A 13,218-nucleotide genomic window follows, 5' to 3' on the forward strand; every position below is an offset into this window, starting at 1 on the left:
CGCTTTGCCTACCGGCCGTGCAAGGGCGACTAGTCGTCGCGCGTATCCCGCGGTGGGCCCGCGATTGGCAACAAAACTCTGAACCGGGTGTTACCGGGCTCAGACGTGACCCGCAGCTCACCACGATGCTTGCCGACCACAATTCGCCACGAAATATCAAGGCCGAGACCGGTTCCCTCGCCGACCGGCTTGGTGGTGAAGAACGGTTCGAAGATCCTGTCGATGACGTCATCGGGAATCCCGGCGCCGGTGTCGCAGATCTCGATGCACACGCGGTCGCCATCGCGGCTTGTCCGAACGGTGAGTGTTCCCGATCCGTCCATGGCAGACACCGCATTGTCGATCAGGTTGGTCCACACCTGATTGAGTTCGGCGGCGTAGGCGTCGATCGGTGGCAGCGCGAGGTCGTATTCCTTGACCACTTCGATTCCGCTTCCGATCTTTTGCCCCAACATGATCAACGTGCTGTCAAGTAGTTCGTGGACATCGATGGTCTGGAAGGGCGCGCGGTCCATCTGAGAATACTGTTTAGCCGCACCGACGAGAGTCGAAATCCTCGTTGTGGAGTCGGCGATCTCGTTCATCAGGAGTTCGGATTCGATGGTGTAATTCAGCCAGCGAATTGCGCCTTCGAGTACGGACTCGTCAACGGCTGCAGCAACATTCTCGAGCCAAGCGGTGTCGAGACCAGCCTGCACGAAGGTCGGAGCCAGATCCCAACCCTCTCGAATCGAATGATCCTCGAACCATTCACCCAACGAATCCTCTCGATCCGAGGCTTCGAGGGGAGTGAGCGTCGGCGCCTTGGCGACAACCTCTGCAACTTCCTCTTGAAGCCGCATGAGCGTCACGAGGGCATCGCGGTCGTAGGTGCCCGATGCAACCATTCCCAGTTTGTGACGCATACCTGCGACACGCTCGCGCAAAGACGCGGTCGCTCGAACCGCTGCGGCTGCAGGGTTATTGAGCTCRTGAGTCAACCCGGCCGAAAGTGATCCGAGTGCAAGGAGTCGCTCTCGCTGATCGATGATCTGCTGAGTGTTCTTCTTGCCGAAGAAAACACCTTCGAGTAGATGAACCGCCATTGGAAACCACTCGCGCATCGCGTTGCCGAACTTGTCGGCGTCCAGGACGAAAAACGTCGAAGGAGTCGTCACTCGCATCGACCCCGCGTAGACCTGCGGTACACGATCGCCGAGATACGCCGTCCAGCCTCCCGAGTAGACGCCGCGCTGGGTGGTCCTGTTGATCTCGATGTCTTCGCCGCCCGACAGCTTGGACAGCACCACCTCGCCCTCGATGAGGACGTAGAAGCAGGTGGCAGGCTCACCTTCGAGGTAGACCTGACCTCGATCGATCTCGGTGATATGGCCTGCCTGGCACAGTGATTCGAGCTGATCGTCGGTGAGCTTCTCGAACAGGAACAGGGTGCGAAGCAAGTCTGGGCTGCATTCAGGAATGGACATCGAATCTCCCTATTGTTGAGCGAGATAGCGGTGGACGAACATCACGGCCATCGCGCCCTCTCCGACGGCCGACGCGACGCGCTTGGCCGATTCGGCGTGTACGTCCCCGGCGACAAACACTCCGGGGACACTGGTTTCGAGATGATGTGGTGCGCGGTCGAGCGGCCACCCGTCCGGTGTGACGCCTTCGGACGGAAGGTCCGGGCCGGCAAGAACGAAGCCATTTCCGTCGCGGACCACCACGTCTCCGAGCCAGTCGGTCAGTGGAGCGGCACCGATGAAGATGAACAACCACTGAGCATCGACAGTGTCTTCTTCTCAGGTGGCTCTGTTACGCAGTGTGATTCGTTCGAGGTGATCGTCACCCTCAGCGCCGACTACCTCCGTGCACGTGCGCACGGTGATCTTCGGATTCTTTTCGATCTGCTGAATCAAGTAGTAGGACATCGAGGCTTCGAGCGAGTTGCCGCGAATGAGAATGGTGACGGACCTAGCTCCGCGGGAGAGATAGACCGCAGCTTGGCCTGCCGAATTGGCGCCGCCGACTATGTACACATCCTGCTCGCTGCACCGTGCGGCTTCGGTGACGGCCGATCCGTAGTAAACCCCTCGGCCGGTGTATGTATCGAGTCCCGGCGCCGAAAGCTGGCGATAGGAAACACCGGTCGCCAAGATGACCGAATGGGCGTCGACCGACGAACCGTCGTCGAAACGCACTGTGCGGGCCGAGCCGTTGATTTCCAAACCGGTGACGTCGCGAGCGGTGATGACTTCGGCGCCGAACTTGGTTGCCTGGCGCCTCGCCCGATCGGCCAACTGTGCGCCGGAGACTCCGTCGGGGAAGCCGAGGTAGTTCTCGATCCGCGAACTCTGGCCGGCCTGACCGCCTGTCGCTCGCCGTTCGATGAGAACCGTCCGAAGCCCCTCCGAAGCGCCGTACAGAGCAGCGCCCAGACCCGCAGGGCCGCCGCCGATGACAACGAGATCGTAAAAGTCTTCGGAGAGGGTGGTACTCAACCCGAGTTTGTCGGCGAGTTCGGCGTCAGTGGGCTCGACGAGGACATCCCCATTGGATGCGATGACGACGGGAAGCCGCAGTTCGTCGGTACCGGCAGCCGAGAGCAGTCGTTGGCCTTCCGGCTCGTCCGACATGTACCAGCGATAGGCAAGTTGGTTGCGTGCCAAGAACTCTCGGACGTCGGATGATCGCTCGGACCAACGATGGCCGATCACCTTTGTTTCCTCGGCGGGGTGATGACTCGAGCTTGCCCAGGCATCGAGCAGCGCATCGATGACGGGGTACAGCTTCTCTTCCGGCGGATCCCAAGGCTTGAGGAGGTAGTGGTCGAGGTCGACGACGTTGATGGCGTCGATCGCAGCATCGGTGTCGGCGTACGCGGTGAGGAGAACGCGACGAGCTACGGGATACAGGTCCATTGCCTGTTCGAGGAACTCGATTCCACTCAAACCGGGCATGCGGTAATCGGCGACGATCACAGCGACTGCATCGCCGCGAAGTTTCATTTCGCGCAAGGTTTCGAGAGCCTGGTCGCCGGACTCCGCACGAATGATTCGGTACTTCTCTCCGTACCGCTTGCGGAGGTCTCGAACGACGGCACGCGAAACACCAGGATCGTCGTCGACGCTGAGGATCGCTGGTTTGGCCGGGGCTTTCGGTGCGCTCACTCGGTGCCTTCCCGAAGTCGTAGTCAACCTCTCCAGTATGCGACTGCTGAGCTGAGCGTCAATCGCTGGAGATGCGCTCTGAGTGAACCAGCAATCGTGACCTGGGAATTTCAAGATTGCGGGAACCGATCCGGCCTTCGATGCATCCAATACAGTGGGTCCACATCAACAGGGGGTGCCATGCGGGGGTCGGTGGGGGTTGGGCGACTGCTCATGGCTGGGATGTTGGTGTGGGCTGCGGCAGGATGCAGCTCAGTCGTGGAGGGGGCGGCTGAGCCTGCATCCGGCCAAGAGGGTTTGTTCGATCCGTGCAAGGACATCCCGGACTCGGTTCTGGAAGAAGTGGGGCTTGATCCGGCGACCGAGGAAGTTGATATCGCCGGCGTCGAGCAGCCGGGTTGGAAAATCTGTTCGTGGACTGAGTCCTGGTATTACTTGTCGATTTTTTCGACCGAAAGTTCCATCGAGACCACCAAACAGAATCCGAACTACGTGGGATTCAAGCCCGTGACGATCGGCCAGCGAGACGGCGTCGAGTTCCATCTTCAGGCGGATGCCGACCTTGTCAGATGTTTCGTCGCCTTGCCTGCTGCGCAGGGGGCGATTTGGCTCAGCGTCGATACCAAACTTGCTCTTAAGCCCGAAGGGTCGACATGCGAGCTCACGCAACATTACGCGAACCTGCTCGATCAACGTCTCCCCAGTTAAACACGTGTTCTATCGGCCGAATTGAGGATCTAATGTCTGAGACCCATACCTGGCGAACTCCAAGTGCCCACAGCATTGACCTCGACCCAAATGTTGCAGCACAGCTTACCGTCGCGTGTGAGGGGTTTCTTGCCGAGTTGCAAGACATGGCAGGCAACCTGAACAGACTTACTGCCTTGGACTGCTTTGGGACACTTCAGTCGGGAAAAGACATGGCTGGCAAGTTTGCCCAAAAGGCCACCGGTGGTGCCGATTCACTCGAAAAGTCACTTCTCAGTCATGCGCTTGTAATCACCGAGATGCGGGACTTCTTCCAGCAATGCGTCGACCGCTACGGCGAAGTCGACGACTCGAATGCGTCAGCGCTGACTAGCGCTGAGACGCCTCGATAGACACAAAAAATCTCGCTGAGTCGATGGCATTCGACTCAGCGAGACTTGGTTAACGACTAGCTGGTGGGCAGGGCCTTCAACGACTTGACGGTGGCGTCGACCGCGCGAGCAGCCTCGGCGCCCTTCTTCACGAAATGCGTGCTGAAGTAGTCGACGTGCTCGGCGTGCTCGTGGAAGTGATGCGGCGTCAAGACCACCGAGAAGACCGGAACGTCGGTGTCGAGCTGCACGCGCATCAGACCGTCGATGACAGCCGTCGCCACGAAGTCATGCCGGTAGATACCGCCGTCGACGACCAGACCCGCGGCAACGATCGCCTGGTAGCGGCCGGTCTTGGCCAACCGCCGGGCGTGCAGCGGGATCTCGAAAGCTCCCGGTACCTCGAAGAAATCAACCGTGTCCTTGGGGTAGCCGAGCTCGACGATCGCGTCGGTGAATCCGTCGCGTGCACGGTCGACGATGTTGCGATGCCACGTCGCCTGAATGAACGCGATGCGCTGTCCCTGGATCTCACTCATAACCATGAAACTAGCGCACTTGGAAGCATCGACGCGACCACCCGTCCTAGTCCTGCTGACGGGGGAAGGCGGTCGAACGACCCCATCCGGCGTCATTGGTGAGGTGCTCGAGGAGAGGCTGAATTCGATACGGAAGGGGATTGGTCAGAGCGATGGTCGTGGTCGAATGCGTGACGCCTGGAAGTGACACGATCTGCTCGGCCAACTTCTGCAGCGCCGCGTGCGTCGAGGTGGCGACGCGAACGAGCAAATCCTCGCGACCGGTTGTGGCGTGAATTTCGATCACCTCGGGCAACTCGGTCAGACTCCGAGCGACTGCGCTGATCTTGCCCTGCTCGAGTTCCAGACCGACAAATGCCTGAATTGGGATACCGACCTCGGGGAGATTGAGATTCGGCCGAAACCCGGTGAGAAGTCCGTTGGATTCCATGCGCTTCATTCGCGACTGGACGGTGTTGCGGGCGACGCCCAACGAGTTGGCCAACTCGGCCACACTCATCCTTGAGTCCTTGCTGAGCAGTCCGAGCAACTGGACGTCGAGCTTGTCGATGCTGAGCACTTTGTGAACCTCTCCTCAGTGATATGGGTCACTGGATGATCGAATTGACTAGTTCAAGAGATTTGCATTGACCAAATCGTAGCTCAGGCAGAGCATTGGTTCCACGAATTGCTCAGCGGGATTCTCTTTGGGTTATTTGTCCCCAATAGTACCCAACGCCCATTTCTTCCCAATGTTTCGACTGCACCCCGTTTATCCTTCGGAAAGGTCTATCCCACAATGACTCTCACCGCCGAGCCCGTGAACTCTGTTGTTTCCCATGACGACACTGCGGGCGTGTTCGATCGCGCCGACTACCTGCGCGATTACCCCCACGAGCAGGTGAGCTTCTTCCAGGATCCCGCGAGCGGCCTCAAGGCCATCGTTGCCATCCACTCCACGACGCTCGGCCCCGCGCTCGGCGGAACGCGCTTCTACCCGTACTCCGACGAATCCGCCGCAGTCACAGACGTTTTGCGTCTCTCGCGCGGAATGACCTACAAGGCTGCGGTTGCCGGCGTGGACCTCGGCGGCGGCAAGGCAGTCATCATCGGCGACCCCGCAACGGCCAAGACCGACGAATTGCTCGGCGCCTACGCAAAATTCGTCCAGACCCTCGGCGGCCGCTACATCACCGCTGGTGATGTCGGAACCAACTCCAACGATCTTGACATCATCGGTCGTAACACCGACTTCGTCGTCGGCCGCAACGCTACAGTCGGCGGTTCCGGCGACAGCGCTCCGATGACGGCCCTCGGCGTATTCCAGTCGATGCGCGCCGCGGCACAGTCGCATTGGGGCACTCCGTCGCTCGCAGGCAAGACTGTTGGTGTCGAGGGCACAGGCAAGGTCGGCTACGAACTCATCAAGCTTCTCCTCGCAGACGGCGCAACCGTGTTGGCGACCGACGTCAACGCCGGAGCACTCGACCGCGTCAAGGCTGACTTCCCGCAGGTGAGCATCGTCGACAGCATCATCGACGCCGATCTCGACGTCTACGCACCGTGTGCGATGGGCGCAACCCTCACCGACACGACCGCACGCTCGATCAAGGCCGAGGTTGTCTGCGGCGCTGCCAACAACCAGCTCACCGTGCCCGAGGTCGAGAACATCCTCCGCGACCGCGGCATCACCTGGACCCCCGACTACGTCGCCAACGGCGGCGGCCTCATCCAGGTTGCCGGCGAGCTGAAGGGCAACTCGGCCGAAGAGGTCAAGCTCAAGGTCGAGAAGATCTTCGACACGGTCACCGAGATCTTCGCGAAGTCGAAGAACGACGGAATCCTCGCCGGCGAGGCTGCTGACGCGGTCGCCGAGGCTCGGATCGCCGAGGCAGCTCGCGTCGCCAAGGGCTGACATCCCTCTCGCAGTCATGTAGCGCGGCCGGTCCCGACTAGTGTGGACACCAGACGAGCAGATTTTGCAGATCTGGACCACATCAGCCGGTAGACCGGCCGCTATGCGTCGGACGCCGGAAGGGCTTACATGACTGAACAATTCGCAGTGTGGACCGAGAACGACGTCGAGCAATCGGCCCGTTGGGGTTCGACGAGCAACGCCCCGGTGCCCAAGCGCATCGTCGTCGCCGACGACACGATGAAGGCCGACGACGCCTATCGCTTGGCATGCGAAGGCACGGCGTTGTTGTGGCGCGGAGATTTTCAGAACGCTCGCCAACTGTCGAAGGCCGTCGCGTCGCGCATCGACCGCAAGCCGCGCCGAGCGTCCGACGACCCAGCCAAAGCCTTCCATCTCCACCGGCAGACCCAAGGACGCCGCGCGCAGATCCTCGGTATGCTGCTCATTCCCTTGGATGCAGATCTGTCGATTCCACTCCGGCGAGCCCCGGACGCGCAAGTAGCGTTGACCGAAGCCTTCGGGATTACCGGTGAGCCTTCGGTTCGCTCGTTGCGTGACATCCTCGGCGCGATCGGCGCTCACGAGTGGCACCGCAAAGGTGTTTTCATCGAGGCTCTCGACGCACGAGTGCATCCCGCTTTCGGAGTGTTCTCACCCGTCCGCGGGGAGTATGTCGATCTTGTCGCGTCTGCTCCGCTACCGTCGACGGAATCTGCTTTCGATATCGGAACAGGTACCGGCGTTCTTGCTGCCGTCCTGGCGCGGCGTGGCGTCAAGACAGTGACGGCCACCGACCAGGACCCCCGGGCATTGCAATGCGCGCGCACCAACCTGTCGCGGCTTGGCTACGGCGATCAGGTGAACGTGGTGGAAGCAGACCTCTTTCCCGAAGGCTCCGCTCCGTTGGTGGTCTGCAATCCTCCCTGGATTCCGGCCAAGGCCACCTCGCCCATCGAATACGCCGTCTACGACCCTGCTGGAGCGATGCTGAAGGGCTTCCTGACTGGTGTCGCAGCGCATCTGGACGACGGGGGAGAAGCGTGGCTGATCCTCTCGGACATTGCCGAACACCTCGGTCTCCGAACGCGATCCGAACTACACGATCTGATTGCGGCCGGTGGGCTCACTGTTGTCGATCGCATGGACGTCAAACCGACGCACGCAAAGGTCAGTGACCGAACCGATGCGCTTCACGCTGCCCGGGCACGAGAGACGACCTCGCTCTGGCGGCTTCGCCGTCGCTGAATTCATTCTCAGTCAACGGTATTTCCCTGCCATGAAATGGTAATGAACGAGTAACAAATCGGGTCTAGCTTTCTTCGCAGTCGCACATCGTCACGCACTCCGGAGGAATCTCGATGGAAAACACTCTTGCCCGCAACGCAGCCGAGGACCTGACGAAAGGTCTTGGCCGACGCGGATTCATGAGGGCAGTCGCTGCCCTCGGTGCGGGCGTAGGAGTTGCCGGTGTGGCTTCGGGATGCGCGCACTCGAACGCGTCACCGGCTGGATCGTCCTCCTCTGCACTACCGTTCGCCGATGGCATTCCGATTCTGCAACCGGGCAGTGGAAACGTCAGTGGCGATCACTATCTGAGTTCGGATCCGTCGGACGTCATGTGGGGTTATGTGCCCAACATCCACACCCGCGAGGTGATGCGGATGAAGTCGGGTCAGACCGTCACGATCGACGCCCTCTCGCACGAGGGAATTCTCGAGGATCAAGGGCGCAATCCTCTCGAATACTTCGGTAGCAAAGGCGTTTCCGAGAAGGACGTGCTCGAAGATGCGATTGCCGTTGCGGCCGAATACAACCGAACCGAACGAAACTTCGACAAGGACGGACCGCACGTCGTCACCGGCCCGGTCTTCGTCGAAGGCGCCCAGCCTGGAGACGTACTCAAGATCGAGACTCTCGAAGCCATTCCCCGCGTGCCGTACGGCGTTGTGTCGAGCAGACACGGCAAGGGCGCTCTCGCCGTCACAGCAGACGGAACCGCTCCAGCGGGAATCACTCTGGACGAAGTCATGCCGCCGGTCGCCACAGACGGGCGCGCAACAAAGGACCCGTTGAAGTACGGCGGTGTTTCCACCTTCACGGCGATCGAAGACGGCAAGGGCGTGATGCCTTTCGGACAGTCGAAGGTGCGGTTTCCCTTGCGACCCTTCATGGGAATGATGGGAGTTGCCTATTCCTCGGATGCCGACCCGACGTCCCCGTCGTCGAACTCCATTCCTCCGACCCTGGGCGGCGGAAACATCGACATCAGGCATCTCGGTGTCGGATCAACCTTCTATTTGCCGGTATTCGCTGAAGGCGCCCTCTTCTACGTCGGTGACCCACACATGGCCATGGGCGACGGTGAGGCGGCGCTGACGGCGATGGAAGGATCGCTGCGCGGCACCTTCCGACTCAGCGTGTGCAAGAAGGATTCCGGTGACGCTCCATCGGTGGCTTTCGGATACCCGTTCGCCGAGACCGAGGAGGCCTGGATTCCGATCGGCCTGTCCGACCCCAACGGTTCGGTCGATGGGCAGAACAGTGACCTCAACGGCGCCATGCGGCGCGCGGTGGTCAACGCGCTCGACTTCCTCGAGCATGATCGCGGAATGGATCGAGCGACGGCCTACGCCTATCTTTCTGCCGCAGCGGATTTCACGGTCTCGCAGGTAGTCGATCGAACCGTGGGCGTCCACGGACAGATCTTCAAATCCCACTTCGAATAGAGGGAAGGCGATCCGTCGTGTCAGGACGGATCGTCGAAGAGACTCTGTTGCAAGGGATCGGCAAACAGGCCCATCTGCTCAGGTTGCGGCTTTGCCGGCGTCTCGGTTCGAGAATTGGGCAGGACCACCAGTCGCAAAGCCCCGCGAAGACGGTCGACCATGAGTTCCCACCCACCGACCTGATCCTCGTATCCTGCAGCCTCTTCGGCGTCCCCGCGACTGTGGGCGTCCACCGCCTGACTGCGGAGCTGAATCTGCCATTCGTTACTGATGTGGAGGAGCTGAAGAATCAGATCGCGATCGCGCCCGCAGACATCGGCTACCGCGTCGAGATCCTCGGCCACGTCCAGATCGAGATGCAGCAGGGTCTCGAGTTCGGGAGGCAGGTCCTCGGCCGTCAGATCGGGCTGCAGCGAGGAGGAGTCACCGGTCTTGTTCGCGAAGAAGAGGTCTCCGCCGACGCGTGCGGCGAACTCGTCGTCCACGGTACGCAGGAACGACGTCAAGGCTGAGCATGTATCGGTGAGTTGTTTGGGAACGAATGGTGAGCCCGCCACCTCGAGGAACACCGACAGACGGTCGTCGATCAAGACGAACTTGATGCGCGACCATTTGCGGTTGAGATCGGCGATGACCTCGGCTGCACGAGTGCGGTTGCTGATGTCCTGAACGAGTGGGGAGAACAACTGCACGTCCATGGACTCGGAAAGCGGACCGACGAACATGACAGTCGAACCGACCCGAATTGGTATGTCGCCGTCGCTGTCCCGCTCGGGAAGCGTGCCGAGCATGGGAAGCAAAGCGAGAGTGACCAACTCTTTGAGGTGGTCGACGTCGTTGGGCATGTAGGCCGCGGTGGGGTCGAGTGTCGGAAGTTCTGTCGACTCGACAACCGACGGATCGAAATCCGGAGTCTGCTCGTTGCCGGTGAGATCGCTGGATAGAAAAGCCGGGTGCTGCACACCGAACACATCACGGAACGCAGCGACAGTCATCGCTGCGAGCTGATCGGCCCAGTTCTGCGCCTTGTCGACGCAGAAGGCGGGGGAGTTGTTCGGATCGTCGAGATTCTCGGAAGGCGGATTCCAGCCGAGTGCGATCAACTTTTGTTCGTCGGCATCTTCGAGTCGATAGCGCGGATGAAGGAAGTCGTTGGAAGGAACCTCGCAGCGGACTGTGTTCTCGTCCCACACGAGGAACTGAACGCATGGCGCTGCGCCGTCAGCTGGATCGAAGTCGCCGGTGGACGATTCCACGGCAAGCACGTCGCCGTCGACCATGATGGAAATGTGATCGCCGAGGCGACGTTGAAATTCTGCCCATGCCCGGTCGACACTGACATCGAGATCGAAGCCCATTGCGCTCATCAGCCACCTCCTTCCGCAAAAGCTCAGACCTATACGGTATCGCGAGCTCCCGACAATGCTGCTGTCCTTTTCCGGTCGACCGGATTGCAGCGGGCCACGAACCGTGACGACTAGGAAGGTTGTCGCAGGTAGATCGGGTATTTGAGAGCGGCGACTGAAGTGTGCCTGTAACCGCCGTCACGCCAGGCGGTATGCAGGCGAAAGAGCGAGGACTATCCGGCGAGAACGGGCGAGACCTCGACGACGGGCGGCGTGGACCCGGTCGTGACAACTGGGGTGGTGCTGGTCTTGGTGGTCGTGGCTGTCGCGGTCGGTGACGAGGTCGCGGTAGCCGACGCGGTGGTGGACGAGACCGGTGTTGTCGTACTCGTTGCAGTCGTAGTGGACGTAGCGGAGCTCGTGCTTGTCGCGGTCACCACCAGCGGCTGATTACGAGGAGCAGTCGTCTCGTCGGCGATTCGCCAGGTCGGCGTCGGCGGGATGACAACCGTGGGAACTGCAACCGAGCTGTAGAACGCGGCCGGTTCGATCCCGGCGACGGACTCCACGGAAACCGACGAGACCAGAGCGGGAGGCTTCACCACAGGGCCGCCGGAACCGAATGCGCCGGCTGCTCCGCCGAAAACGAGGCCTGATGTCAGAGAGAGAGCGGCCACTGCGACAGCGCCGATCATGACTGTTCTGTCTTTCATGCACACCTGTCCTTCGGGAGCAGTACGGAAGTACTGTAGGCGAAAAGATGCCGCAATGGAGTATCAGGGCCTGCTGGGCGGGACGCGAATCTGTGTGGCGTAGAACACAAAAGGCCCCGGGTGCCGACGCGGACGTCGGCACCCAGGGTCGGGATGCCGTTTGCATCCGCGATGCGCTGGTACTGGTTGCCGTCACCGTAGAAACGCTCCGCGATTGCCCACAGGGTGTCGCCGCTTTCGACGGTGTAGCTCTGCGCTGCCGGAGCGGCGGGTGCAGGCTCGGGCTCCGGTGCCGGAGCGGGCTCCGGGGCAGCCTCGGCGGCCGGAGCCTCGATTGCAGTGTCCGAAGACCACAGAGCATTTCCACCGGCGGACAGAACGACGTTGCGATCGTCCTGAACCGAGAGGGAGGCACCGTCGTTGCCTGCGGTCTGCGATGCCCACACGGCGTCGGAGTCCTTGTAGATGACGAAGTTTCCGTCAGTCTGCACCTCGGCGCGGTTGGCGCCGGATCCGTTGGTGCCTGCGGCCCAAACAGCCTGTCCGCCCTCGGACAGAACCAGGTTGCCGTCGTCCTGCAAGGTGAGGGTGTATGCGCCGTTGTCGGACTTGAGTTCCTGGCCGACTCCGAGGCTTTGACCTGACTGCAGTGTGCTCACGCTGTCCCTTTCCAAATCTGTTGCGATGACTGTGCCTCCACGATTCCGCTTTACCGTCCAGTTACCTTCTGGCCGTTGGTCTCGTAGGCGACCGAGTGTACGTTACCGAAGAGTACGGAGAATTGTGCAGCGTTGACGGACTGCGTGTCGAGCGTTCGGATCTTGCTGATATTAAGGCGTTTTGGGTGAAAGTGCCGGATCATGGTACGTGACCTCGTCAGGTTTCGGTGCGCATTCTCCTGAACTCCAGGTGAACTCGAAACTCTCTCAGCGCATTATCAGTAACTACTGCATTATCAGTAACCGCTAGGGGCGTAGCGACTTGCGCGTCTCGTCGTGGAGAACGGCAAGCAGTTCACGCTCGACGTCGGCGAACTCGGGCGTGGTGATCATGTCCAGCTCGCGTGGTCTCGGCAAGGGAACGTCGACTACGCACCTGACCGTTGCCGGACGCGCAGACAGAACGACCACGCGGTCGGACAGATAGATCGCTTCACGAATATCGTGGGTGATCATCAGCACGGTCCACCGGTACTGCTGCCACACGTCTTGCAGCCAAGCCTGCATCTCGGTGCGGGTCAACGAGTCCAGTGCGCCGAACGGCTCGTCGAGCAGCAGGACAGGTTTGCCCTGAACAACGGTGCGCAGCATCGCCGCTCGCTGGCGCATACCGCCGGACAGCTGTGACGGCCGGGCGTCCTCGAATCCGGACAGGCCGAACGCGGGGAACAACTCACGAGCGCGCTCGCGTGCTTCCTTCTTGCCGACTCCCTGCACTTCCAAACCGAGGGCCGTGTTGTCGAGTACCGAGCGCCAAGGGAACAGAAGATCCTTCTGCGGCATGTACGCGGTGTGCACCTCGGCGGCTGCTTCGGATTCAGTTGCGCGCGTGCCCACACGGACCGAACCCGAGGTCGGGGATTCGAGCCCGGCCAGGACGTTGAAGATCGTGCTCTTGCCGCAGCCGCTCGGCCCGATCACCGACACGAATTCGCCCGCGTCGGCGCGGAAGGACACCGAATCGAGTACGAGACGCGATTCTCCGGCCGTGTCGAACCTCTTGGTCAGGTCCTGGATTTCGACCATTGCATCCTCGACCATCGGGTC

11 protein-coding genes and 2 pseudogenes are annotated in these 13,218 nt (G+C 60.9%); 5 read left to right on the plus strand and 8 right to left on the minus strand.

Going from position 1 to position 13,218, the window contains the following annotated elements; all coding sequences use genetic code 11:
* Window positions 1-29: 29 nt before the first annotated feature.
* Together AC1DWA_RS22490 and AC1DWA_RS22495 are read right to left on the minus strand one after the other, a co-directional pair.
* On the minus strand, window positions 30-1,466 hold the full coding sequence (locus tag AC1DWA_RS22490; protein ID WP_003941311.1) for an ATP-binding protein: 1,437 nt from the start codon (window positions 1,464-1,466) through the stop codon (window positions 30-32).
* Window positions 1,467-1,475: 9 nt separating this feature from the next.
* Window positions 1,476-3,152: pseudogene (locus AC1DWA_RS22495) on the minus strand (NAD(P)/FAD-dependent oxidoreductase).
* A gap of 213 nt (window positions 3,153-3,365) precedes the next feature.
* On the opposite strand from AC1DWA_RS22495, the gene AC1DWA_RS22500 reads away from it, so the two are divergent.
* Window positions 3,366-3,860: a DUF3558 domain-containing protein gene (locus AC1DWA_RS22500; RefSeq protein WP_080657184.1), complete on the plus strand. Its 495-nt coding sequence runs from the start codon at window positions 3,366-3,368 to the stop codon at window positions 3,858-3,860.
* Between the two features lie 212 nt (window positions 3,861-4,072).
* Window positions 4,073-4,252: a hypothetical protein gene (locus tag AC1DWA_RS22505; protein WP_230544101.1), complete on the plus strand. Its 180-nt coding sequence runs from the start codon at window positions 4,073-4,075 to the stop codon at window positions 4,250-4,252.
* A 56-nt stretch (window positions 4,253-4,308) separates the two neighbouring features.
* On the opposite strand, the gene AC1DWA_RS22510 is transcribed toward AC1DWA_RS22505, so the two are convergent.
* Together AC1DWA_RS22510 and AC1DWA_RS22515 are read right to left on the minus strand one after the other, a co-directional pair.
* Window positions 4,309-4,770 carry a 6,7-dimethyl-8-ribityllumazine synthase gene (locus AC1DWA_RS22510; RefSeq protein WP_003941401.1) on the minus strand — a complete coding sequence of 154 codons (462 nt, stop codon included), beginning with the start codon at window positions 4,768-4,770 and terminating at the stop codon, window positions 4,309-4,311.
* A 46-nt stretch (window positions 4,771-4,816) separates the two neighbouring features.
* On the minus strand, window positions 4,817-5,329 hold the full coding sequence (locus tag AC1DWA_RS22515) for an Lrp/AsnC family transcriptional regulator (protein ID WP_003941343.1): 513 nt from the start codon (window positions 5,327-5,329) through the stop codon (window positions 4,817-4,819).
* 219 nt (window positions 5,330-5,548) lie between these two features.
* On the opposite strand from AC1DWA_RS22515, the gene AC1DWA_RS22520 reads away from it, so the two are divergent.
* The 3 genes from AC1DWA_RS22520 to AC1DWA_RS22530 all read left to right on the plus strand — a co-directional run bounded on the left by AC1DWA_RS22520 (window position 5,549) and on the right by AC1DWA_RS22530 (window position 9,393).
* The gene (locus AC1DWA_RS22520; protein ID WP_060938982.1) at window positions 5,549-6,664 is read left to right on the plus strand and encodes a Glu/Leu/Phe/Val family dehydrogenase; all 1,116 of its coding nucleotides are present in this window, start codon (window positions 5,549-5,551) and stop codon (window positions 6,662-6,664) included.
* Window positions 6,665-6,793: 129 nt separating this feature from the next.
* On the plus strand, window positions 6,794-7,912 hold the full coding sequence (locus AC1DWA_RS22525; RefSeq protein WP_477846139.1) for a methyltransferase: 1,119 nt from the start codon (window positions 6,794-6,796) through the stop codon (window positions 7,910-7,912).
* Between the two features lie 113 nt (window positions 7,913-8,025).
* The gene (locus AC1DWA_RS22530; RefSeq protein ID WP_182262221.1) at window positions 8,026-9,393 is read left to right on the plus strand and encodes an acetamidase/formamidase family protein; all 1,368 of its coding nucleotides are present in this window, start codon (window positions 8,026-8,028) and stop codon (window positions 9,391-9,393) included.
* A gap of 20 nt (window positions 9,394-9,413) precedes the next feature.
* On the opposite strand, the gene AC1DWA_RS22535 is transcribed toward AC1DWA_RS22530, so the two are convergent.
* The 4 genes and pseudogenes from AC1DWA_RS22535 to AC1DWA_RS22550 all read right to left on the minus strand — a co-directional run bounded on the left by AC1DWA_RS22535 (window position 9,414) and on the right by AC1DWA_RS22550 (window position 13,212).
* The gene (locus AC1DWA_RS22535) at window positions 9,414-10,760 is read right to left on the minus strand and encodes a T3SS (YopN, CesT) and YbjN peptide-binding chaperone 1 (protein WP_477846140.1); all 1,347 of its coding nucleotides are present in this window, start codon (window positions 10,758-10,760) and stop codon (window positions 9,414-9,416) included.
* A gap of 212 nt (window positions 10,761-10,972) precedes the next feature.
* The gene (locus AC1DWA_RS22540) at window positions 10,973-11,452 is read right to left on the minus strand and encodes a hypothetical protein (RefSeq protein ID WP_069147281.1); all 480 of its coding nucleotides are present in this window, start codon (window positions 11,450-11,452) and stop codon (window positions 10,973-10,975) included.
* A gap of 152 nt (window positions 11,453-11,604) precedes the next feature.
* A pseudogene (locus tag AC1DWA_RS22545) lies at window positions 11,605-12,111 on the minus strand (LysM peptidoglycan-binding domain-containing protein); the annotation flags it as partial.
* A 306-nt stretch (window positions 12,112-12,417) separates the two neighbouring features.
* Entirely contained in the window at window positions 12,418-13,212 is a 795-nt protein-coding gene (locus tag AC1DWA_RS22550) for an ABC transporter ATP-binding protein (RefSeq protein WP_041816070.1), read from the minus strand.
* Window positions 13,213-13,218 lie beyond the last annotated feature (6 nt).

The sequence above is a fragment of the Rhodococcus sp. P4_F3_2 genome (genome assembly GCF_056401335.1).